The following is a 24240-nucleotide window of genomic DNA, read 5'->3' on the forward strand; positions in this document are numbered from 1 at the left end:
CAGCGCGATGGGCAACTTGACGGTCCTCCGCTGGGCACCAGGAGATGCGCAGCATCCTCGCAGGGAAGCGTCCGCCCTACGCCGGTGGGAGCAGGGCGCCTTGGTCGTCGGTCGCCGCGTCCGCTTCGGCCTCGGCCGGGAGCAAATGGAGCTCGACGATGAACGTGGCACCTGCGCTTGGCGCGCTCTCGACGCGGATGGTGCCGCCGTGGGCCGCGACGATCAAGCGAACGATGTAGAGGCCGAGGCCGAGGCCGCCGAAGTTGCGGACAGAGACGGCGCGCTCGAAGCGCTCGAAGATCCGGCCCTGATCGGCCTCGGCGATGCCCATGCCGTGATCGCGGACGACGAGCAACGCGCGATCGCCCTCGCCGCGCACGGCGACGTGAATGGGGCCTCCGGCGCCGTACTTGATCGCGTTGGACAGGAGGTTGATGAGGACCTGCTCGATGCGAGAAGGATCCCAGCTTCCAATCACGGGCTCGTCCAGTTCGAGCTCGGTGCGGCAGCGGGCGTCGTCGAGCTGCTGGTGCATGCGCTCGACGACCTCGCGCGCCAGGGCCGCCAGGTCGACCGGCGCGCGCGCGAGGGTCAGCCGGCCTGCGTTCAGGCGAGTGACGTCGAGCAGCTCGTTGACCAGGTGGGCGAGCCGCGCGATCTGGCGATCGAGGACCTGGAGCGCGACGTCGATGCGCTCCGGGGCGATCTCCGCGCGCCGGTAGCGAGGCAAGAGCCGCGCGAGGAGGTGGGCCTGCATCTTCAGCGAGGTGAGCGGGGTCTTGAGCTCGTGCGAGGCGACGAGGAGGAACTCGTCCCGGCGCTCGATCGCCTGTTGGGCCTCGGCGAACAGGCGCGCGTTGTCGAGGGCGAGCGCGGCGCGGCTGCCCAGCTCCTCGGCGAGCCACAGGTCGGCGCGGCCATAGCGGCGCCGGGGCGCGGTCGCCAGCAGGGTCATGACCCCGAAGCGCCGGTCGCGCGCGAGGAGCGGGACGCGGAGGAAGGAGTGAACGCCGAGCCGCTCGAGGAGGGGCACCACGCGGACGTCGCCCACCTCGAGCCGGTCCGGCGCGGTCGCTGCCAGGGGCCGCAGCGCCTCGACCACCGCGCCGGCGAGCTCGGCCGGCACGCCCGCGGTGACCGCGGTGACCGTGGATCCAGGGGTGCCCTGGGCGAGGTCCACGTCGATGACGCACCGGTCGGCCAGCTCGGGGACCGCGAGGTGCGCCACGCTCTCGAGGGTCGCGCCGTAGCCGAGGGCCATCAGCTTGCGGCTCGCCTCGGCGAGGAAGCGCTCGGCGATCTCGGCCCGCTTGCGCTCGGTGATGTCGGTGGAAATGCCGCAAAGGACGCCGGGCATGACCTCCTCGCCGAGAGGGAACTTGACCGACAGGAAGGTGCGCTGATCGCCTTCTATCAGCGTCTCCTCCTCGAACTCCAGCGGCTCGCCCGCGTCGAGCACCCGCCGGTCGTTGGTCTGGAGCACCTCGACGCTCGCATTGCGAAAGAGCTCGGCGTCGGTCTTTCCGAGGAGCTCATCGCTCGGCAGGCCGAAGAGGTTGCCCGCCTGGCGGTTGGCAAGCAGATACCGGCCCTCGCGATCCTTGAGGTAGATGGCCGCGGCGGAGTTGTCGACGATGGCCTGCAGCGTCGCCTGGTTGGCCTTCAGCGCCTGCTCCGCCCGCCGCCGCTCGGCGTTCTCCTGCTCGACCTTGGCATAGAGCATGGCGTTCTCGAGCGAGATGGCCGACTGCGAGGTGAGCAGCTCGAGCACGCTGAGCCGCCCTGGGGTGAACGCGCCGGCCACGAGCCCGTTCTCCAGGTAGAGCATGCCGAGCAGCCGGGCCTGGCGCATGATCGGGAGGCACAGCACCGACCTCGGCCTCTTCTCCGTGAAATACTCGTCCTCGGAGAACGTGTGCCTGACCGTGGCGTCGTCGAGCAGCACGCGCTCGTGGCTGCGGAGGACATAGTTGAGGATGGATTGCGGCAGCGCCCCCGGCGCCTCGCCCGCATCGAACAGGCGCGCCGCGCCCCCGGACGCGGCGATCGCCGCCGCGGCCGACATGCGATCCTCCCGGCTCAGGAGCACATAGCCTTCCTCGGCACCTGCGTGCTCGATCACCGTGCGCAGGAGCATCTCGAGCAGGCGCGGGAGCTTGAGCTCGCCGGAGATGCTCTGAGAGGCCTTGACGACGGACAGGACGTCGAACTGCTCGGCCCGGACGGCGAAGGTGACGGTGGGGGCGATCGGCCTGCGCTCGACGAGGTGGGGATAGCGCTGGTCGAGTTGCTCGACCTTGGCGTGGGCGCCCCAGCGAAAGTAGGCGGCGCGGGCGTCTCGCAGGTAGGCGTCGGCGGGCGTGGGCAGGCCGCGAGCGCGGTAGAACCCAGCGGCGAGCTCGCAGGCGATGGCCTCGTGCTGGACGAAGCCGCCCTCCCGCGCCGACGCGATGGCCTGCTCGTAAAGCCGCATCGCCTCCGATTCCTGCCCGCGGAGCCGGGCGATCTCGGCGCGGATCAGGGCGTGCTTGTGGAAGAAGTTGTCGGGGCAGCTCGCGGCCCACTCGCCGAGCTGCCGCTCGCTGTCGAGTAGACCCGCGGGGAGCTCCTCTGCCGGGGATGGCCACGCCCCGTGTTGCACGTGCGGCGCGCGCGCGTCGCACGAGACGGCCGCGAGCGCCAGCGCGTAATAATAGCAGTTCTCGGCGATGAGCGCGGAGGGCTCGGTCCTGAGGGGGTGGTCGACGATCACGCGCGTCGCCGCGGCGAGCGCCTCTCCGGGCGGGCCGAGCACGAAGAGCGCCTGGGCCTTCATGCTGTAATGGAGGCCGCGAGCGCCCCGCAGGTCGCCCTCGTCGAGCCGCGCCTCGAAGGCCGACGGGGCCAGATCAGAGCCGTCCACCGTCGCGTAGCCGACCGGCCTCCCTCGCAGCGTCTGGATCATGGCGTGGCCGCTGAGGAGGGGTCCGTGCGCGAACGCGTAGCGCGTCCTGCGCACGAAGCCGAGGCGCTCCTCGACCTCGTGGAGCACGTCCTCCAGCGGCCCGCCGGAGAGCAGCTGGAACAGCGGGGCCCAGATACAGTTGAAACACGCCATGTTCAGGTCGCCGGACTCGACCGCGGCGCTGAAACCGGCGCGCGTGTACGGAGTTGTCTCTCGGTAGTGGCGTGTCCAGAAGACGACGTGCTGGCCGAAGAGGGTGAACACCAGCGCTTTCATGGTGAGGAGGCCGCTCCTGTCCGCCAGGTCGTGGCCGACCTTTCCGAGCAGGTACGCTTCCCGGTATCGCCCGAGCCGCGGGCCGAGCATCCGCGCGAAGGCCGCATAGGCATGGGCGGAGCTCTCGGCGTTGCCGTGGCGCAAACTGAGCTTCACCATGCGAACGATGGCGAGGCAGTGGAGGTCCTGGTCCACGAAGATCGCGGGGCCGGCCACGCCGTGCAGCACGGCCATCAGGAGCTTGCTCGCCGGGTGCTCCATGGGGGGCAGGTGGAGCAGATCCTCGATCGCACGGTCGCGCAGGGCCTGCCAGACGCTCTTGATCTCTTCTGTGACCTGTGCCTCGGTGGGATGGGGAGGAAGATCGATATCCCAGGTGCGGAGCCACGAGAGCCCGATCTCCACGGCGTGGTCGCTTCGCCCGCGGGTCTGGTAGAAGACGACCGCGAGCTCCACGACGGCGGCGCGCTCGATCTTGGTCTTCGCGTGCTCCAAGAGCTCCTCGAGGAGCCGCTCGGTCTCCTCGAAACCGCCGGTGACGTACGCGGCGCGCGCGCGCTCGAGGCTCAGGTCGTAGGTCAGCTCGTACCGGGTCTCCCAGCGCTCGCGGGGATCTTTCGCGAGGAGGGCTATGCCGGCGGCGAAGAGGGCTGCGGCGGACTGGTAGGCGGCGGCGGCCTTGGCCTTCCTGCCGGCGCGGAGGTTGAGGGCGGCGAGCTCGTCGCGCTCCGCCTGGGAACGCAGGAGGACGGCGCCGCGGTTGAGGTGGTCCACGATGTCGAAGAGCGCGTCCTCGCGCTCCTCCGGGCGCCGTGCCTTCAGGAGCAGCTGGCCGATCCGGAGGTGCACCTCGGGCAGCTGTCCCGCCGCGATGAGCGAATAAGCGGCCTGCTGCACCCGGTCGTGGAGGAAGCGGTAGGAGGACCCTCTCCGGCAGACGAGCAGCCCTTCCCGCACGGCCTCCTCGAGCGCCTCGCGGAGCTCTTCCGCCGGGCGGCTCGCGACGATCGCGAGGGCGTCGAGGTCCGCGCTGCTGCCGAGGCACGCGGCGAGCTTGAGGGCGTCGCGCGTGGGAACGGGGAGCCGCTTCAGCTTGCCCACCATCAGCTCGACGATGTTGTCGGTGAAGCCCTGGTCGCGGATGGCGGCGAGGTTCCACCGCCACGCGCCCTCGTCGGCGTCGAAGGTGATGAGCCCCTCTTCGTGCAGGGTGATGAGGAACTGGAGCACGAAGAACGGGTTGCCTCCGGTCTTCTCGTAGACGAGCCGGGAGAGCGGCGCGGCCGGGGCGTGGACCGCCTCGGCGACGAGGGCGCCGACGTGGGGGGGGGAGAGCGGCGCGAGGGCGATGTCGTCGACAGGGACGCCCTGCTTCTGCGCCTCGGCCAGCGTGAGCCGGAGCGGGTGCGTGGGGCCGACCTCGTTGTCGCGGTAGGCGCCTATCAGCAGCAGGTGCGCGGCGTCGGCGCGGGTGGCGAGCTGCTCGAGCAGCTGGAGGCTGGCCGCGTCGGCCCACTGAAGATCGTCGAGGAACAGCGCGACGGGGTGCTCCTTCTGGGCGCACGCCGCGACGAACCGATGGAGCGTCGCGTGCAGCCGGCTCTGCGCCTCGGCGGGCGGGAGCTCGGGCACGGGCGGCTGGGGGCCGAGGAGCAGCGCAAGCTCGGGGAGCAGGTCGGCGAGCAACCCGCCGTTCTGGCCGAGCGCCTCGCGGAGGCGCTGCCGCCAGCGGTCGGCCTGCTCCTCGCTCGCGCACAGGATCTCCCGCGAAAGCGCCCGGAAGGCCTGGATGAAGGCGTGGAAGGGGATGTCGCGCTTCAGCTGATCGAACTTGCCGGAGAGGAAGAAGCCCCGCTCACGCACGATGGGCCTGCGCAGCTCGGCGACGAGCGACGACTTTCCGATGCCCGAGTAGCCCGACACGAGCACGAGCTCGGGCCGGCCGCTCGCGACCACGCGACCGAACGCGGCGAGCAAGGCCTGGAGCTCGCGCTCGCGGCCGTAGAGCCGCTGCGGGACCTGGAACCGAGCGGGGACGTCGCGCTGGCCGGGCGGAAAGGCCTCGATGGTGCCGCTCGCGCGCAGCCGGCCGACGCACCGGTCGAGGTCGTACCGCAGGCCGAGCGCGCTCTGGTAGCGCGCCTCGGCGGCCTTGGCGAGCAGCTTGAGCACGATCGCGGACAGCTGCAGGGGAATCAAGGGGACGAGCGCGTGCGGCGGCCGCGGCGCCTGGGCGATGTGGCAGTGGACCCACTCGACGGGGTCGCTTGCATGGAAGGGCAAGGTGCCGGTCAACATCTCGTAGAAGGTGATGCCGAGGGAGTAAAGGTCGGTGCGCTCGTCGATCCAGCGGTTCATGCGGCCCGTCTGCTCGGGCGCCATGTACGCGAGCGTGCCCTCGATGAGCCCGTCGTGTGCGAGCTCCTCGGCCTCGCGGGGCGAGAGGGAGGCAATGCCGAGATCGGTGATTTTCACCTCCCCGGTGTCGGGGTTGTGGAGCAGGTTCTGGGGCTTGATGTCCTTGTGAATGACGTGCCGCCGGTGCAGCTCGGCGAGCGCGCCGGCGAAGCCGATGGCCAGGGGCAGGAAGCGCTCGATCGGCATGGGGCCGCCGAGGCCCCGGTCGAGCGAGCGGCCACCGAAGTCCTCCAGGACCAGGGTCACCTGGTCGCGGAACGTCTCGATCCCGTAAGCCTTGACGACGACCGGCGACTCGAGCGCCCTGGCGATCTCGAGCTCGTGCTGCAGGCGCCCCAGGGCGCGCCGGCTCGCGTGGTCGCGCCGCAGGGCCTTGAGCACCACCGGCAGGCCGTCCTCCTCGCGTCTCGCGCGATAGAGGATCGTATCCGCGCCTCGGTGCAGCACTTCCAGTACGCGGTAACGTGGGCTATCGGACATATGTGGAGAGGGTCGAGCGCCGGAGCGACCCGAGGCGCCGGCCGATTGATGATGTTGTCCGAAGGACCGCGCTTTGCCACGGGAAACGGCGGCGCGATCTTGGGCCGGCTCGCCCGCGACGCCCCGTCATGCCCGGCGAGCCTTAGGAGCAGGAGCGCTCGCGAGCACCTCCCTCGCTCCGTCGCCCTTGCCCGGCGCGCTGGCGCTGTGATAATTTTTTTGATGACTCGGAGTTCGGGGGGGTCGACTGGCTCCGATAAACGCCGAAGCAGGCTCTGCTATTTCCTGCCTTCGTTCCGTCAGCCACCTTCGGCTCTCGTCGTGGCAAGACCGCTACTGCCCTGCCGCCCGCCAGCACGGTGAGGGAGGGTCGCTGTCTCCCCTCCAAGCACCTGCCGGCCAGCGCGGCACCTCTGCGATTCGGTGATGCTCACTCTACCCAGCTACCACTCCGTCAGCCATTTCGATCCGAAAGGCGACTCCGCCCGATACCGCGCCGTCCGTGAGAACGACGGCGCCCCCGTGGTGCTCAAGGTGCTCGGCGCGGGCGGGTCGCGCATCGTGGACCGCGCCCGCGTCAAGCACGAATACAAGCACATCGCGCGAATCGAGTCCGAGCGCGTCGTCAAGGTCTACGGCCTGGAGGAGCATGACGGGGAGCTCGTCCTCGTCCTCAAGGACACCGCCGGCGACGAGCTCGAGAACTACCTCGCGGCGTGCGGCAGCCTCGACGTCGACAGGTGCCTCGAGCTCGCCATCTCCATGGCCGAGGCGGTGCGCGTGCTGCACGGGCACGGGATCGTGCACGGCGCCGTCAGGCCGAAGAGCTTCCTCGTCTCTGGCGACGGTCAGGCCCGGATCCTGAACTACGGGGTCGACGCCGCGGTCACGCGGGAGCGCGAGTCGCTCTACAGCGATGCTGTCATTTCCGACGTGCTCCCTTACATCTCGCCCGAGCAGACCGGCCGGATGAACCGCAGCGTCGACCACCGCTCCGATCTGTACTCGCTCGGCGTGCTCTACTATCGCATGCTCACCGGGGCCGTCCCCTTCCAGGCGAGCGATCCGCTCGAGCTCATCCACGCCCACATCGCCCACATCCCCGAGCACCCCGCGGCGCGAAACGCCGCCGTGCCCGCCGCGCTCGGCGATGTGGTCATGAAGCTGCTCTCCAAGAACGCGGAGAACCGTTATCAATCCGCGAGCGGCCTCCTCGCCGATCTTCACGAGTGTCGGCGGCGCCTCGACCATGCCCAGCTCGATCGCTTCGACCTGGGCCAGCGCGACGCCGCGTACATGCTCCAGATCCACCAGAAGCTCTATGGTCGCGAAGAGAGCATCGAGCGCCTCACCGAGGCGTTCTTCGGGGTCCTGGGCGGCACGCGCAAGATCGTCCTCGTCTCGGGCTACTCCGGCATCGGGAAGTCATCCTTGGTGCAGGAGATCCTGAAGCCCCTCGCGCGCGAGAAGGGCTACTACATCACCGGCAAGTACGACCAGTTCAATCGGGACCGGCCCCTCGGCCCGGTGCTCCAGGCGTTCGACGCGCTGCTCCGGCAGATCCTGTCCGAGAGCGAAGCGCGCATCGCGCGCTGGCGAGCGGCGATGATCGAGGGGCTGGGGAGCAACGCGCAGGTCATCTGCGAGGTCCTCCCCGCGCTCGAGTTCCTCGTCGGCGAGCAGCCGCCGGTGCCCTCCCTCGGCCCCGTCGAGGCGCAGAACCGCCTCAACCTCACCTTCCAGCGCTTCGTCTCCGTCTTCACGGGGCAGGGGCGCCCCATCGTCCTCTTCCTCGACGACCTTCAGTGGATCGACGCCGCGAGCCTGAGCCTCGTCAACGCGCTGCTCGAGGCCGAGGGGCTCGGGGCCTTCTTCTTCTGCGGCGCCTACCGCGACAACGAGGTGAGCCCCACGCACCCCTTCATCCGCGCCGTCGAGGAGCTCCGGAAGAGCGGCGTCGAGATCGAGCCCATCGTGCTCACCCCGCTCGAGCTCCCGCACGTCAAGGCGCTCATCAGCGACAGCCTCGGGCGCTCGGACTGCGCGCAGCTCGCGGCCCTCGTGCTGAAGAAGACGGGCGGAAACCCGTTCTTCATCAAGCGCTTCCTCAAATCGATCCATGACAGCGGCGCGCTGTCCTTCGATGAGGCCGGCCGCTGGTCGTGGGATCTCGCGGCGATACGCGCCCTCGAGTACACGGATAACGTCCTCGACCTCATGGGGAGCAACATCCGCCGCCTGCCCCCCGCCGCGCAGGACGCGCTCAGGCTCGCTGCGGCCCTCGGCAACCGCTTCGATCTGGGCACGCTCTCGACCGTCAGCGAGTGCTCCATCGACGAGTTTTACGGGCGCGTCGAGCCGGCGCTCAGGGAAGAGCTCATCACGGGCGACGGCGCGTGCCATCGCTTCGTCCACGACAAGATCCAGGAGGCCGCCTACGCGATGATCCCCGTCGAGGAGCGGCCGGGGCTCCACCACCGCATCGGGGTGCTCCTGCGGCAGCAGCTCGGGTCCGACGCGCGCTCTCTCTTCGACGTCGTGAACCACCTGAACCTCGCCGGCGACCTGATCCAGGACCCCGCGGCCCGCGTCGATCTCGCGCGGATGAACCTCGCCGCGGCCGAGCGGGCCGAGGAGAGCGCGGCGTTCGACGCCGCGCTCAAGTACCTGGCCGAGGGCATCGCCAGGCTCCCCGGCGATCCGTGGGCGACGGAGTACGAGCTCAGCTTCGCGCTCACCACGAAGATGGGCCTCATGCAGGGGCTCTCCGGCCGCCCGGACGACGCCCTCCCCACGCTGGAAGGGGCCGTGGTCCACGCGAGGAGCCGGCTCGACAAGACGCGGGCCCACGGGCTCAAGGTGCGGGTCCACATCCTCAAGGCCGATCTGCACGCCGCCCTCGAGGAGGGGCTCGTGGCCCTGCGCGCCTTCGGGATCGATCTCCCGCCCTTCCCGTCAGACGAGGCGGTCGCCGGCGACGTCGAGGCGACGCTCAGGTTCCTCGACGGCCGATCGATGGAGTCGCTCTGCGATCTGCCGCGGCTCGCCGACCCCGAGGTCGCCGTCCTGCACAGCGTGCTGGAGGAGATGATCTCGTCCTGCTACTTCCTCGCGAGCAACAACTTCGGCTTCTGCGTGATGAAGATCCTGCGAGACACCGTGCAATACGGCGTCTCGCAAAGCTCGGTCTTCGCCTACGTCGTCTTCGGCCAGATCCTGTGCGTCAGCGGCCGGATCCCGCTCGGCTACGCCTTCGGCGAAGCCGCGGGCGAGATCCTCCGGCGCTATCCGGACAAGCGGAACGACCCGATCCTCGCCTGCATGTGGGGCGCGTTCGTCATGCACTGGCAGACGAGCTACGAGAAGGGGCGAGAGGTCCTGTTCTCCGGCATCCATGCCGGCCTGGAGACAGGACAGTACGTCTGGACCTTCTACTGCATGACCAACGCGAACACGGCGACCCTCCTGCTCGGCCGCCCCCTCGCCGAGATCAAGGCCGAATCGCAGTCGCTGCTGCCCATCAGGAAGTTCGACAGGTGGAATTTCATCACCTGGATGGTCTCCTGCGTCGGCCAGATCTGCGAGAACCTCATGAGCCCGGATCCTGGGCCGACGGAGCTGGCCGGCGAGTGGGTCCAGATCAAAGAGCTCGTCGACAGCGCGGTGCAGGTCAACAACCAGGCCTCGCTCTTCTTCACCATCTTCTACCGCCTCTTCCTGCGCGTGTTCCAGGGCGACTACGCGGGGGCGGCCGCGCTGGCGATGGAGGCGAACCCCACCATCATCGGGATCGCCGGCTGGCAGGGCAACCCGCCGTTCCACTTCTACGGCGGCGTCGCCCTCGTCCAGGCGGCCGACAGCGCGGATCCGGAGACCCGGGAGCGGTATCTCGACAAGGCCCGTGCCCTCGGCGAGAAGGTCGCCTTCTGGGCGAGCCATGCGCCCGACAACATGAGGCACCGCCACCTCCTGCTCGCGGCCGAGCTCGCGCGCGTGAGCGGCGACAGGCGAGAGGCGCTGGATCTCTACGACGAGGGCATCCGCGCGGCTGTCGAGGGCGGCTATCTCCACGACAGCGCCCTCGGCAACGAGCTCTGCGCGCGCTGCTACCTGGCTCTCGGCAGGACCACGAGCGCGCGCGCCTACATGACCGAGGCCCACGCCCAGTATGCGCGCTGGGGCGCCGCGAGCGCCATGGCCCGCCTCGAGCGCGACCATCCCGATCTCGTGCTGCTGCCCGCCCCTACCGGCGCAAGGACCGGCGTCAGGGAAGACCTCGACCTGCGCAGCGTGCTCAAGGCCTCTCAGGCCCTCGCCGGGGAGATCGTCCTGTCCCGGCTGCTCGAGGCGCTGATGCGCATCATGCTCGAGAGCGCCGGCGCGCGCCGCGGCTTCTTGATCCTGAAGGACGACGGGCGCCTCACCATCGAGGCCGCCGGCGACATCGCCGGCGGCGTCGAGCGGATCGCCTCGACCCCTCTGGATTCCCGCTCCGATCTGGCCGCCAGCGTGGTCCAGTATGTCGCGCGGACCGAGGACAGCGTCGTCATGGCCGACGCCCCGAGCGATCCCGCCTTTGGATCCGACCCTTATATCAAGGCCGTACAGCCGCGATCGCTCCTCGCGACGCCCATCTTCCACCAGGGGCGCGTCCTCGGGATCGTCTACCTCGAGAACGCGCTCGCCAGCGCGGTCTTCACGCACGATCGCGTCGAGCTCCTCGGCCTGCTCTCCTCGCAGGTCGCCGTCTCGCTGGAGAACGCCCGCCTCTTCGCCCAGCTCGAGGACAAGGTGGAGGCCCGCACGGCCGAGCTCCGCGCGGCGCACGCCGAGCTGGGCGTGCTCTATGCCGCGCGGGAGCGCGAGCAGGAGGAGCGGATGCTGGAGCAGCGCGCCCTCATCGAGCAGCAGCGCGAGGTCATCCACGCCCTCTCCGCCCCCATCCTCCAGGTCTGGGATGGCGTCCTGGCCGTGCCGCTCATCGGCGCCCTGGACGGCGAGCGCGCCAGCGAGCTGATGCAGAGCCTTCTCAACGCGGTCTCGCGCGGCGATGTGCGCTTCGCCCTCCTCGACACCACCGGCGTCGAGACCATCGACGAGGCCGTCGCCGACCACCTCGTCCGCATCATGCGCGCCGTCGAGCTCCTGGGCGTCCGGCCGATCGTCACCGGCATCCGCCCCGCGGTCGCGCGCACCATGACCTCTCTCGACGTCGATCTGCGCTCCCTCGGCACGCACGCCACCCTGCGCGAGGCCCTCAAGTTCTGCATGCGGAGCCTCGCGGCCCGCTGATCCCGCCAGCGCAGCGCCGCTGCGAAGCGCCGCTGCGCGCGTCCGAGCCCGGCGCGCGCTCGCGTCGTTCGCGCGGCGGCGGGCTCCCCGCGGGCTCAGGGCGAGCAGGTCCCGGTGCCGTTGTCCTCCTCGCGCACGCTCTCGGGCACCCAGTCGAGGCGCTCCACGAACGCATCGACCTCGCAGCTCGGCAAGCTCTCGTTGCCCATGATCTCGATCCAACCATTGACCGTTCGGGCGCCCAGGCCGCGGAGCGTCGCGAGCGAGCGGTTCCCCTCGACGATGAGGCTATCGAGATCAGCCAGGCCCTCGAGTCCGGTCAGCCCGAGCAGCGCGTCGTTGTCCTTGATGACGAGCTGGCTCACGCGGACCAGGCCACGTAGCGCGTCGATGTCCACGAGCGATTCGTTGCCTTCGAGCGTCACGACATCGGTCACGCCGACGCCCTCGCTGAACGAACCGAGCCCGTCGAGGCTGGTCAGCGCGGGGTTACCGACGATCTCGATCCCGTTTCGGACGTTGCGGAGGCCGCTCAGGTGCCGCAGATCCGTGAGCCGGGGATTGTACGCGATCGACAGCAGAAAGAGATCCGAGATCTGCTCCACGCCTGTAAGGCTCACGAGCCCGGCGTTATGGCCCAGGGAGAGCACCGACAGCTCGGTCACGCCGGCGAGGTCGGACAGGTCCGCCAGGGAGCCACAATCGGTGATGAACAGCTCTCGCAGGCGCGTCAGGCCGCCGAGATCGATCCTGGTGAGCTTGGGGTTGGAGGTGAAATAAAGCGACTGCACTTCGCTCGAGTCCGAGCCAATGTACGCGAGAGCGTCGGCGATCTCCAGCTCGGGATTCGATTCGATATAGGCATTCAGGACACCACGGAGCGAGAACATGCCCGTGAGGGTGACCATCGATGAATTGCCGGTGATGATGAGGCCGTCGACGTTCTCGAGCCCCCCGAGCCCGATCAGGTCCCGGAGACGCTCGTTCCGAGCGATGGAGATGGATCCCGCACGACGGAGCTGGTCGAGGCCGCTCAGCGAGCTCAGCTGCGGGTTCTCCGCCAACATGAGGTTCTGGACGGCCGTGAGCCGCGAGGCACCGTCCAGCTTGACGAGCCCGTCGTTCCCGGAGATGTCGAGCACATCGAGCTCCTCGACGGCCCCGAGGCCGTCGAGGCTGGTCAGCGCGTCGTTGTCGATCACGCTGATTTGCCCGCGGCGCAGGCTCACCACCCCGCGCAGCGACGAAAGCCCGTCGTTGCCCTCGATCCAGAGCTCCCCCGACTCGAAATTCTCGACGCCTGGCAAGAACAGGAGCGCATCGTTGTCGACAAGGCGGAGCGTCCCCCGGCGGAGGCCCTGGAGCCCGTCCAGCGACACGAGCTGGTCATTGCCCTGGATCAACAGCACCCCCTCCTCGAGCCTCTCGAAGCCTGACAAGGAATCGAGCGCATCGTTGTCGATCACATGCACCTCATGTGAGGTCAACCCGACGCCGGCGACGCTCTCGAGGATCGGGTTTTCACGGATCTCGATGATCCCCTTGACCCGTTGCAGGCTCGGCAGCCCGCCGAGACGCAGCAGCGACGCGTTCCGCGCCACCTCCAGCCGCGCCCCGATGAAGGAAAGGGAGTCGAGCCCGCTCAGGCTGGACAGCCGGCTGGTGTCGCTGATCACGAGGCGGCCCGAGATCCTCGTCAGGCACGCGAGCGGGGACAGGTCGGAGACCTCGCCGCCGATGTTGAGCCTGCCATTGAGCACGGTGACGCCGCGCAGCTTCTCGAGATCCTCCTGGCGATTGACATTCCAGGTGCCGCTTTCCACGCGGGCCGGGTCGCACCCCTGCTCGGCGCCCCCCGCGCCCCCGGCACCCGCGCCACCGGCACCCGCGCTTCCGACACCCGCGCCCCCCGCGCCCCCCGCGCCACCGACGCCCGGCTCGCCCGGCCCACCTCCCGAGGATTGACCGCCTGAACTGGCACTCGCGCCGATCGCTGGGTCGCCCGAGCTCGATGACGTGGCGCCGGCACCGCCAGCCCCTGCCGTCGATCCGACCTCGCCTTCATCCGCCGACGGTCCCTCGATGTCGAGCGCATCCCGGGCCCCACAGGCCGACGCGAGCGCAATCGCCGCAAACACGCCCACCCACCACGGGTTCCGCATGCCGCGAGGTTGGGCTCACCGCGATCCCGCGTCAAGAACGACCGGGTGCTGGAACTGCGCGGTTACAGCACGGAAATTTTGCAGGAGATGCGGAGCGCGCCGTGCCCGTCTCGCTCGTCTGGGACCTCTGACAGGTCCGCTCAGGGTGGCTGTGGAGTGAAAGCAACCCTTCGTTGCATGGATCATCTGTCGATAGAGCGCCGCGTTTGCAGGAGGGATCGCTTGCGATCTCGCACACGCAGCCTGATCACCGCGGGCCGCGGCCCGGGCGCCAGGGCGCGCGAGCTTGCGCCGCGCTCGTCTCTGCGCGATCGTCTCGCCATGCAATTCGTCGAGGTGCTCACAAGAGACGGCATCGCCGAGGTCACGCTGAGCCGACCGAAGGTCAATGCCATGAACCAGGCGGTGCTCCGCCAGCTGGCCGACGTCTTCCAGCGGCTTGCGGAGGACGACGCCGCGCGCGGCGTGCTCGTCCGCGGCGCCGGCAACTGCCTGTCTGCGGGTCTCGATCTCCGCGAGGTCGCGTCGCTCGATCGAGAGGGGCTTGGAAGCTTCCTCGACGACTTCGACGCCGCCTTCGGCGCCGCTTTCCGTTTTCCGAAGCCGCTCGCCACCGCCGTTCACGGCCATGCGATCGCGGGCGGGCTCCTGCTCGCGATGTGCGCTGACTTCCTCGCCCTGGGCGCCGGCGACTACAAGGTCGGTCTCCCCGAGCTCGCCGTGGGCATCGCCTTCCCGCGCGTCGCCTTCGAGATCGCCCGGACCGCCTCTCCCGCCCGCGCGCTCCGGAGGCTCGTCTTCGGCGCGGAGCTCCATTCCCCCGCGAGCCTCTTCGACATGGGCGTCGGCGACGCGCTCTCCGCCGAGCCGCTCGAGGACGCGCGTCGCTTCCTCGCCACGGCGTGCGGCCGCCCCGCCGCGGCGTTCCGCCTCGCCAAGGCGAGCCTCCGCAGGGAAGCGTGGGAGCGGGTCGCGGCGCAGCCGACGGCCGAGCGGGAGGCCCTGATGGACGCGCTCCTCTCCTCGAAGCAGGCCTTTCTGCCGGCATGAACGCGCAGCGCCCGGCGCGCAAGGGCCGTCGTTCCCGCCCCTGAGCGCGCCAGCCGCCGAGATCCCCGCCTCCTCGCCATCACGGATGGTCCGGCGCTCTCATCCAGTCGCGCCGCCACGCCGCACACGACGATTGACCGACGATCCATCGGACGATCGGGCTCCCCTCCTGGAGAGGCGATGTTCGTTCGATCGCCTATCCATGCGTCGAGGTGGCCACCTTCATTGCACAGCCTGCCGGAGCGATGAATCGATGAGACCGCCTGTACGCGACGAGCGCCCCGACGACCACATTGTCATCGTCGCATGCGGCGGGCGCCGATCGGCGGACACAGCCGCGATCAAAGTAATGCTTGCCGGGAATGACGACTTCACCTAATCGATCAACGGAGCTCGCGGGCACGCCCTGATTCACTTATTCATATTGGACGGAACCCTGCGACTCACTTGATCTTGCTTGGAGAAATTTGATGCGTACAACTCGCTTTCTTGGACATTGCTTCGCTTCGTTTGCATGCTTCTTGCTCGCCTGCAGCCCTGGGCCTCTGCACGACGAGCGCAGCGATTCCCTCGTCTCGGGGTTGAGCAGCCTGGATGGCACGATGGAGGCGGAGCTCACGGTTCCGGCACAGTGGCAATCTGGATACTGCGCGCTTGTGACGGTGAGGAACAAGAGCACCGACCGGACCACCACCGCCTGGGGCGTGGTTGTGGCGCTCAACGGCTCGTCGTTGCGCCATGCGTGGACCGCCAGCGTCACGCCGTCCGATGGGCAGCTGCGCGCCGTCAATGAGGGCTACAACGGCACGCTGAGCCCGGGCGCCACGGCGTCGTGGGGGTTCTGCGCGGACGGCGCCGAGAAGCCCGCGCTCGTATCGGTCGACGGCGGCGATGGCTCAAGCGCATCCGCGAGCTCCTCGGCGAGCAGCGGCGAGGGCGGCGCCGCGGCGACCGGCGGCGGCGGCGGTGAAGGTGGCGAGGGAGACGGCGGCGCCACGGGCACCGTTGGTTCTGGCGGCGCGGGCGGCGAAGGCGGCGCCACGACCGCAGGCGCGGGCGGCGAGGGCGGCGCCACCACCACCGCAGGCGCGGGCGGCGACGGCTCCACGACCGCAGGCGCGGGCGGCGAGGGTGGCGCCACCACCACCGCAGGCGCGGGCGGCGACGGCTCCACCACCACCGCAGGCGCGGGCGGCGACGGCTCCACCGCAGGCGCAGGCGGCGCGCCGCCGCTCGATCCCGCCTGCGGCACGGCGACGGCGACCTTCGCCGATGTGCAACCCATCCTGGAGCGGAGCTGCTCGAACGAGTACTGCCATGGCAACGCCAGCACGCCGGCCGGCGGGCTCGACCTCCGTGCGAGCGCGGCGGTCGGCGAGCTCGTCAGTCAGGACGCCGGCCGCTGCTCCGGCGACCAGGTGCTCGTGAGGCCGTTCATGCCCAGCAGCAGCTATCTCATCAACAAGCTGAACGGCACCGGCCTGTGCGGCGATGCCGAGATCCAGATGCCCCCGGGCGCGCCGCTGCCCGAGGCCGACATGAAGACGATCATCGACTGGATCTGCGCAGGCGCGCCCGACCGCTGAGCGTCGTCGGCGTCCGCAGCCAGGGCGCGAGCGCGAGCTGAACATCGAGGTTGTCGACCTCGCGGAGCGCGTCGCACCGTCCCGGGTGGAGACCGAGACGCTCGCACGCGGAGAGGAGCGCGACGTGAACCGCCCAGGTAACCTGCGGCGGCTCGGCGAGCAACGGGAGGAGCGCCTCGACCTCGGCGTGCGCGCCGAGCTTCGCGAGCGCGTCGACAGCGCCGCACCGGACCGGCTCGCGCTCGTCGCTGCGCGCCAGCGCGAGCAGCCGGGGGATGGCTTCGTCCTTGAGCGCATGGGCCACGTACGTGTTCAGGGTCTCGAGCGCATGCGTACCTGTCGTCCCGAGCTCACCGAGGTGCTCCCAGGCGGGCCCCGCGAGGGCCCGGTTCGCAGAGAGCTCGCCGAGCCAGTACATCGCGCTCTTCCTGACGTGAAAGGCAGGATCGCGGGTGAGCCCGAGGAGGGCCTCCTGCTCGTCCCACGCGGCGAGGAGCGACGTGGATCGCTCGCGGATCCAGGGATCCGGATGCGCCGCCAGGAACGCCGCCGCTGCGCCGCGATCCGCCGCAACTCCCGCTGCTCGGAAGCGGTCCGCGAACCGATGCTTCCTCTCCGCCCAGCAGCCGTCGAGATCGGCATAGAGCGCGAGGAGCTCGGCCATCTCGAGATCTGCCCCCGATCCGTGATCGCCGCCGGGCGAGATCCGGCCGCGCGCGGCGGGATCGTCCGCCTCCGACGCGTCATCGTCTCCCAGGACGCCAAGGAGATGCCGGACCGGCTCCATCCACGCGAGGAGAAACCGCCGCTCGGCCGGCTCGGCGCGCTCGAGCGCCCACCGGAACCTCCCCTCGCGGATCTCGAAAGCACACGCCGCCGCTGCGGCGCGCACCCGCTCCTCAGGGTGCCCGCAAAGCGCGGCGACCGCATCGAGGCAGCGCCGGCTCGGGTAATAGTGGAGCGTCTCCAGCGCAGCGACGGCGACGTCGACCGCGGGATCCGCGGCGGCGCGCAGGAGCGGCGCCTCCGCCGCGACGGGCTCGTCCCATACCAGCGCGTCGGCGGCGACCTTGCGGATACCCGCGTCGGGGTGCCCGAGGGCGGCGATCATCAGCGCCTGGAAGCGCGGCTCCGAGAAGCCGAGCGCGAGGGCCTGTATGGCTTCCTTGTGAAGCGGGTGCGCGGAATCCCGGGCGACCGGCTCGACGAGGTCCGCCTCGGCGCGCTCCATGAAGAGCAGCGCGTGACGGCGAAGCACGATGTCGCCCTCCGCCCAGGCGGCCCTGAGCCAGGCGCCGTCCGGCGGATTCCCGGCGCCCCTCAGGATCGCGCCCGCAGCCTCGCGCGCCGCCTCGGGTAGCTCGCGCGCCTCCACGATGCGCATGAGCCGCGCCGCCGCGCGGGGGTCCTCGACGCGCGCCAGGGTCGTCGCGATCTCGTCCCGCTCGGCATCGGGGAGCTCGGGCAGCACCAGCCAGCCGAGGAGCCGATCGGTCCACGACCGGTCCTCGGCGCTCTGGATCTCGTCGTGGGGAATGGCCTGGAAGCTCTCGCGGCGATCGTTCACGGTGACGCCCGCGATCCTAGCAGCCGGCGAGGCGCTCACCGAGCGGCGGAGACGTGCGCCGGTATCGAGCCGAATGAGGCGGGTCGAGCGGCGGCTCGGCGCGGCCAGGAGAGGCCCGCCGTCGTTGCCAGAGGTCGAGGGCTGGTTGCGCTGCGCCCCAGCAGCATTTACCGGCGGGCGCGCCGGTCAGCCGTGAACGCGGCAGGGACCTGCTCGACGGGAACGGCCGGAGGTCGCATCAGGGGAGCGGCCCCCACAGCGTGCCGCAAACCCCACCCGTGTAGTTGATGCGGTCCACGTATCCATACCCCGTGACGTCTGTATCGGGACACTGGTATCGATTCGTCCCTATCGTGGTCGGGCTCTGGGACGACGGCGAGCCGGTACCCCAACCCGTCCCCACGGGCGTGCTGCACCGGACCGTCGCCGGCGAGCAGAATCCCTGGCCACTGCTCGTGACGCACTGGACCCCCGTCGCGACCTTGTCGCTGGGGCAATCGGTCGTCCAGACGTGGTTCGTCGTGGACGATGGACCGGGCGTACAGTAGATCCGGAATTGGGAGCGAGACGAATTGCTCTCCCAGCGGGTCGCGAAGCTCCCGCTCGCGCACGTGGGCGAGACGATAGGGGTGCATCCACCGACTCCGCAGCTCCCCGACGACCACCCCGTCCAGCCCGACACCGTCGAGGCCAACGTCGCGTCACCGGTCTCCTCGGTGCTGTCCCACTCATCTCCGTCCGGCGCGTCCATCACGCAGCTCGCATTGGCGAGGGCGACGCACGCGAGGAACGCTGTTGCCAATGACCGTGTTCGCATGTTCTCCATCCTTTTGCTGTTGTGGGTGTGATGCCTTCCAGCGGCTCGTCCGCTTCGAGGAAGAAAGGAGGGCAATCCGATTGGGAGATGTCGACTCGCCTGCGACGGCACGCTGCAACGCGGCTGATCGATACCAAGCCGGATCGCGCCATGGGCCGCTGCAGCGCGAGCACTCGCTCGGTCCCTCACGTGTAGAAGTTGATTCCCTTGTGCAGATGTCGAGCTGCCGTGTTTAGACGTCGAGCTGGCTGCCCATTCGCCTGCCTCGTCCGCTCCTTCCGGCGTCGGGTCGGCCGCGAACGCCAGCACGAGCGTCACACCAGTCACGAGGAGCACGCGATCAGCTCGTCACAGACGGCGTTTCAAGTCACCTACCCCGTGACTGCATCTCGTTGGCTGGAGTCTAGTGTGCAGCATCGCAAGGCGCAATATCTGTCCGCACCAATTCCGTGCGCCCGATGCCGGCGCGCGATGGTCTGACAGCACATCATGGAATCATCCAGCACGGGAGTGCGGGTTCATCCTTCCCCCCGGCGCAGTCTGCTCCTATTGCAATTGGATTGTTCTGCTGTCCTCCGTCGCGTCGCGCCTCGCGGCGAGCCGAGCGCGAGCGCGGAGCATGCGGATTTCACGCCATCGGGAGCGGGGCGAGCCGACCCCCTCACTTGCCCCGCGTCTTCGCCGCCTTCTGCCGCCGCACCATCTCCGCAATCCAGACTGGCGCGAATGGCGGCGTGCAGCCCGGCGACGCCGGGTAGTCCTTGAGCACCTCGAGCCGCTCGCCGATGGCCACTGCGCGGGCGCGCAACCCGGGGTTGTGGATGCCGATCTCGGCGAGGCAGTGGTTCATCGACCACTGCTTCGGGCCCGGCGCCGCCTTCATCTCCGCCTCGATCTGGTCGAGCAGCGCGGAGAGATCGAGGCCGGCTGGGCTCTTCACGACGCGGTCCGTCGTCAGGCTCCAGCCGGCGCGCCCGACCAGCTCGCTCGCGGAGTCCTTCCAGCGGACACGCAGCTCCTCGACGTGGCGCGACGCCTTTACGACGTTGACGATGAACCAGTCGAGCAGCTTGGGGTAGCCGATCTCCCGGACCATCGCGTCCAGCTCGTCCGCCGAGAAGGCCTTTGGCTTGAACACGAGCGTCGCCAGGAGGCGGGCGTCGGGGTCCCCGGTGCGCCAGAGCTCGCCAGCCAGGGCGTGGTCAGCCTTCAGCTGCTTCGCGAGCGCGCGGAGCTGGGTGAGGTTCACGCCGTGGGCGTCTCCGGCGCGTGCGTTGACCTCGCGCATCTTCTCGTTGCTCAGCGCGGCGAGCTCCCGCATGACGTTGGTGAGGTTCATGGCCTCGAGCTAGCCGTATCCGCGGGCGCCGTCCAGCGGCGCGGCGTCGCCTCGGGTCGCGACGCGGATCAGCTCCTGGATGCGTGGCCCCTTCGATGCCTTGATTGGTTGTTGACGTTGGGCGCGCATGCGTGGTTCGGATCGTCCCATGATTCGAAAACGTCTCGCTCGAGATCGAGGGGACGCCATTGCGGATCGCGAGGCTGATCGGGCGCGGGCTGCTTGATGGCCCACACGAACACAGGCTCAGAAGCACCGTGCCTTTCGTTGTTGCGGTGCGCATCTAGCAATGAGGATCGATTGGCACCGCCTGACAGCGTGGCTGCGAATTCGAGCTGGAGCCGGTCATCCTCCCCCCGCGTCAAAGGCTCATGCCTACGCCCACGCGGAGCCGCATGGCCACCGCGGGGCCGACCTCGCCCTCGTCGCTGCCCGCGCGTTGCTGCTTGAAGACGTACGTCTGCGCCGCCGCCTCGACACCGAGGTAGAAGCCCTCCGGCAGATCGATGTTCACCCCTGTATCGACGCCGAACGCCCCTGCCAGGCCATGGCGGTCGGGCGCGCGCCCGGCGGTCTCGAACCGCTGCCTCATGACGGCGAGGCCGACGTTCAGCCCGACGCCGAGGCTGATCACGGGAAGGTCCCAGGAGCGGGACAGGCGCACGTCCAGGCCGAGCTCATCATCGCTCGCCGTGAGGTGCTCGTTCTGGAAGGCGCTGCGGCACGCGCTGAGCCGGGGCGCGACGCCGAGGTGCTGGAGCTCGATCCCGTACCCGACGAAGCCGCCGTGACAGAGCGAATCCCCGGGGACAAGGGGCGTCCTGAGCTGATAACCCGCCACCGGCCCGTGCGCGACCTCGCGGACGCCGCCGCCCTTGCGCACGAGCCGGGCGAACATGACGCGGCTCAATCGCTCGTCGCCGACATCCATCGTCTGCCCGGCCCCGGCGTCGACGCTCCCCTCCAGGAGAAAGTCGGGGCCTCGCCCCCGCACGAAGTAACGGCCAGGGCGCAGGCTGACGGTCCGCGTCGCGTCGCTCGCCCCCACCTCGGCCACCACCGCGCCCTCGCTGGAGTCTCGCATCACGAGGTAGGCCCTGCCGGCAGGAAATCGGAGCACGCCCCGGAGCGACGCATGGACCGGCAGCTCGGTCAGGACGAGCTTGCCCTGGCCGCGGAGGTCGTAGCGGAAGGTGGGGTGTTGCGCCCCGGCCCACGTGCGGCTCGTGGCGCGCAAGGTGCTCTCGTACGCGTGGCGGTACGCCTCCTCGAGGGAGACGGCGCCGTCTCGATCCGCGTCGGCCGTCCCGAGCAGCCCCGAGACGAGCGCGTGGGTGAAGAACGACCCTTTGAGCTCATCGGACTCCTGAGCGTCCTCGTTTCCGGAGCTCGACGTGAGCGTCACCATCCCTTGCCCGGCGAGCCGCTGATCGAGCTTGATGACGAAGGGGGGCGCGCTCGTGCCGCCCTTGACGCGCGTCAGCGCCCCGGACCGGCACGAGTCGACGATCAAGAGCCGCGCCGAGGCCGCCGAGCCGCGGACGAGCTGCTCGAACTCCGTCAGCGAGAGCGGCGTCGGCCCGAGGTGAAGCGCGTTCGCGTCGGCGTGGCCGGAGTAATAGACGAGGTAGAGGACATCGGTGTCCGGGCTCGAGATGGCCGCGCGGACACGGTCGTTCATCGTGATGAGCGTGCGCCGGACCGTCTCCGCGCCCTCGCTCCGCAGGAGCACCAGGTTCGCCGGGGGAAAGCCGCCGAGGTCCTTGAGCACGTCGTACATCTTCGACGCGTCGTCCTCCGCGTACCGGAGCTCGACCTCGCCCTTCTCTCCGGCGTTGTTGCCGATGAGCACCGCGAAGCGCTCGATGCGCGCCTCGGCCGGGGCCGCGGCGGCGGCGGCGGCCAGGCCGCACGCCGCGGCGGCGAGCGCCGCTCTGCGACGGCGGATCACGGCGACGCCGCGACCTTCTCCGCCGTGAGCGCGTCGACGTCGCAGCCCGGCGGGGCGGGCGGCGCGTCGGGGTGCGCCGCGAGCGCGGCCCGGAGCGGCTCGACCGCGATCGCCTCCGAGCAGAACAGCCCGAAGATCCGCTCGGTGCCGAGCGTGCCGTCGAGCACCGTGCTCTGGGGGAGGAGGACCTCCCGGCCCGGCTCGATCCGCGCCGCGACAGGACCGCTCGGGTAATAGACGCTCGCCTGGGAGGCCCCGTCGACGCTCAGGATCACGAGATATCGCGCCTCCGCGCTGGAGTACGTGAACTGGATCGCGTCGCCTGGATGGAGCCTCTCGCCGGCGCCGCCGGGCAGGACGCTCCCGCCGCGCTTGACGTAGAAGCCGATGTGCTCCGCTCCCTTGATGCGCTCTCCGGGGATCTCCGCGTCTCGTCCCTCCGGCGCGGCGTGGAAGCGGAAGAAGAAGAGCGCCGCCGCCGCCGCGGCGAGCGCGCTCGCCGCCGCGGGCGCCAGCCATCGGCGCGGCGGGCGGACCTTCGCCACGGCGCGGCGCTCCGAGATGGAGGCGCCGCGGGCGAGCCGCAGGGGCGGCGCCGACGCCGCGAACGAGGCCCGCGCCGCCTCCATCTCGGAGCGCCGCGCCGAGCACCGCGAACAGCCAGCCACGTGCGCGCTCGCCTCCTGCGCCGCGGCCGCGTCGAGCTGGCCCGCCATGAGCTCGTCGAGCTTCAGCTCCGAGAGGCACCCTTCGGGTCGCGCTGGCGTCATGGACTCGAACTCCCTTCTCTCATCCGGTCGGAGAGCGTGGCCTTCAGCCGCTCCAGCAGATTGCCGACGTGCCGGCGGGAGCAGCCCATCACGCGCGCGATCTCCTCGTGGGTCATCTCATCGGAGTAATAGTGGACGGCGACCTGCGCGAGGTCGCCCGGGAGCTGCGCGAGGAGCTCCCGCGTGAGGAGGGCGTTCTCGGCGGACGCCGCCGCGCTCTCTTGCTGCAGGGGTGCAACGTGGGTGTCGAGGAGCCGCAGCCGGTTCTTGTGATCGCGGATGCGGTTCAGGCACGCGTGCGTGGTGGCGCCGTAGAGCCAGCCCACCATCGGGCCCTTGCCGTCGAGCTGCCCGGGCTCGCCGAGCAGGGAGGCGAAGACATCCTGGAGGATCTCCCGCGCCTCCTGCTCGTTCCCGAGGAGCCGCCGCGCCCGGCGCAGCACGATGTGCCCATGCTGCCGGTAGGCCGCCTCGATCAGCGACACCAGCGCCTCGCGATCCTCCACGTCCCAGCGTGTACCACGATCAGTGCCAGTCGGGGGACGTCAAATCCTCGGAGGGCGCCATCCGGACGGTGAGCATCGTGCTCGACCCGCCGGCGGAGGGACGGATCTTGATCTTCGCGTCATACCCGTAGCAGGCCTTGTGCTCCGCCTCCGTCGTCGCCGCGGCGTCGCAGGCGTCGAAGGCCGCTTGCAGCTCTGCGTCCACCTCGCCCTCGCGGCGGAACACATCCATGACGTGGAATCCGGGGGAGAGCTGCCCTCCGAAGAATTTCGACCAGAAGCCGTCTTCGGCCATCTCGCTCTCGACGTACACGATCACATGGTCCTCATCGACGCCGAGCGAGGTGCCCTCCCCGGCGGAGGCCTCGTCGAGCGCCGCCTCGATGGTGGCGATGCCGACCCGGGTGTCGACGAGGCCTTCCTTGCTGAAATCGTTGAGCGCGATCTCCTGCGGGGGCTCATGGATCGACAGCGTGAAGCTCGCGGGGAAGCTCCCGGTCACCGCCGCGCGGGCGGGGAAGCTCTCGACATCGCTGGAGCCGTGTACCGTGTTCCAGACCAGCACGGCGTCGACCGGCCCCGCAGGCGCGACGTCGAGCTCATTGACGATCGTCCCCTCGACCGTCAGCAGAGCCTCGCCCGGATACTCGGAGCCCACCTGGGGGTCGCCGCACGCGGCGAGCAGGAGCGGAAGAGCACAAGAGAGCATCGAACGAAAGTTCATGACATTTCTCCTTGGAAAAAGAACAACGAGCCATGGTGAACGAGCAAACCAGCCATCCGCGAGAGGACGCCGCGCGCAGCGCGCGCCGTCACCGCCGTGGTGCGGTCGCGCCGCCGACGGAGCTCTCCTGGATGCACGGCGGGACGCCCGCCGTTCGGTGCAGCGCGGCGCCCCAGAGGGGGACCCGCCTTCGCTGGCCCCTTCGACCTGGAGAGACCGCAGGGGTCCCGGTTTGGGCACGGGTCGATGTCGATTGTTCTTCTTACAGCTTTACCGGAAAATTACCATACCATCGTCCGACCGAACCAGCTCGGGCCGATGACGCTCGAGTTGCGCAACGCTGGCTCAAGGTGCTGGC

Annotated in this window: 12 protein-coding genes; 4 read left to right on the forward strand and 8 right to left on the reverse strand. The window is 69.8% G+C overall.

Annotated elements, in window-relative coordinates:
• Positions 1-76 precede the first annotated feature (76 nt).
• The gene (locus WMF12_RS34050; RefSeq protein WP_437852122.1) at positions 77-6118 is read right to left on the reverse strand and encodes an AAA family ATPase; all 6042 of its coding nucleotides are present in this window, start codon (positions 6116-6118) and stop codon (positions 77-79) included.
• Between the two features lie 426 nt (positions 6119-6544).
• On the opposite strand from WMF12_RS34050, the gene WMF12_RS34055 reads away from it, so the two are divergent.
• Positions 6545-11410, forward strand: coding sequence for an AAA family ATPase (locus tag WMF12_RS34055; protein WP_437852124.1), 4866 nt, complete (start codon positions 6545-6547; stop codon positions 11408-11410).
• A 95-nt stretch (positions 11411-11505) separates the two neighbouring features.
• Here WMF12_RS34055 and WMF12_RS34060 read toward each other — a convergent pair whose 3' ends face one another.
• Complete coding sequence (locus tag WMF12_RS34060; RefSeq protein WP_437852126.1) at positions 11506-13233, reverse strand: leucine-rich repeat domain-containing protein; 1728 nt, start codon at positions 13231-13233, stop codon at positions 11506-11508.
• Between the two features lie 660 nt (positions 13234-13893).
• Here WMF12_RS34060 and WMF12_RS34065 point away from each other — a divergent pair.
• Positions 13894-14622, forward strand: a complete 729-nt coding sequence (locus WMF12_RS34065) for an enoyl-CoA hydratase/isomerase family protein (protein WP_437852127.1) — start codon at positions 13894-13896, stop codon at positions 14620-14622.
• 602 nt (positions 14623-15224) lie between these two features.
• Positions 15225-16208: a cellulose binding domain-containing protein gene (locus WMF12_RS34070; RefSeq protein WP_437873916.1), complete on the forward strand. Its 984-nt coding sequence runs from the start codon at positions 15225-15227 to the stop codon at positions 16206-16208.
• Here the strand turns inward: WMF12_RS34070 and WMF12_RS34075 are convergent.
• Positions 16171-17775, reverse strand: coding sequence for a hypothetical protein (locus WMF12_RS34075; RefSeq protein ID WP_437852129.1), 1605 nt, complete (start codon positions 17773-17775; stop codon positions 16171-16173). The genes WMF12_RS34070 and WMF12_RS34075 overlap by 38 nt on opposite strands.
• 311 nt (positions 17776-18086) lie before the next feature.
• Here WMF12_RS34075 and WMF12_RS34080 point away from each other — a divergent pair, with 311 nt between their 5' ends.
• Positions 18087-18323, forward strand: a complete 237-nt coding sequence (locus tag WMF12_RS34080; protein WP_437852131.1) for a hypothetical protein — start codon at positions 18087-18089, stop codon at positions 18321-18323.
• A gap of 930 nt (positions 18324-19253) precedes the next feature.
• Here the strand turns inward: WMF12_RS34080 and WMF12_RS34085 are convergent.
• The 5 genes from WMF12_RS34085 to WMF12_RS34105 all read right to left on the reverse strand — a co-directional run bounded on the left by WMF12_RS34085 (position 19254) and on the right by WMF12_RS34105 (position 23882).
• Entirely contained in the window at positions 19254-19931 is a 678-nt protein-coding gene (locus tag WMF12_RS34085) for a DNA alkylation repair protein (protein WP_437852133.1), read from the reverse strand.
• 361 nt (positions 19932-20292) lie between these two features.
• Positions 20293-21882: a caspase family protein gene (locus WMF12_RS34090; protein WP_437852135.1), complete on the reverse strand. Its 1590-nt coding sequence runs from the start codon at positions 21880-21882 to the stop codon at positions 20293-20295.
• A complete protein-coding gene (locus WMF12_RS34095) occupies positions 21879-22652 on the reverse strand; it encodes a DUF4384 domain-containing protein (protein WP_437852137.1) in 774 nt (257 codons plus the stop codon). Before WMF12_RS34095 ends, WMF12_RS34090 begins: the two co-directional genes overlap by 4 nt.
• A complete protein-coding gene (locus WMF12_RS34100; RefSeq protein ID WP_272095554.1) occupies positions 22649-23158 on the reverse strand; it encodes an RNA polymerase sigma factor in 510 nt (169 codons plus the stop codon). The genes WMF12_RS34095 and WMF12_RS34100 overlap by 4 nt, the downstream gene beginning before the upstream one ends.
• 19 nt (positions 23159-23177) lie before the next feature.
• Positions 23178-23882 carry a hypothetical protein gene (locus WMF12_RS34105; protein ID WP_437852139.1) on the reverse strand — a complete coding sequence of 235 codons (705 nt, stop codon included), beginning with the start codon at positions 23880-23882 and terminating at the stop codon, positions 23178-23180.
• Between the last annotated feature and the right edge of the window lie 358 nt (positions 23883-24240).

This window comes from Sorangium sp. So ce363 (genome assembly GCF_051520435.1).
Taxonomy (GTDB): domain Bacteria; phylum Myxococcota_A; class Polyangia; order Polyangiales; family Polyangiaceae; genus Sorangium; species Sorangium cellulosum_B.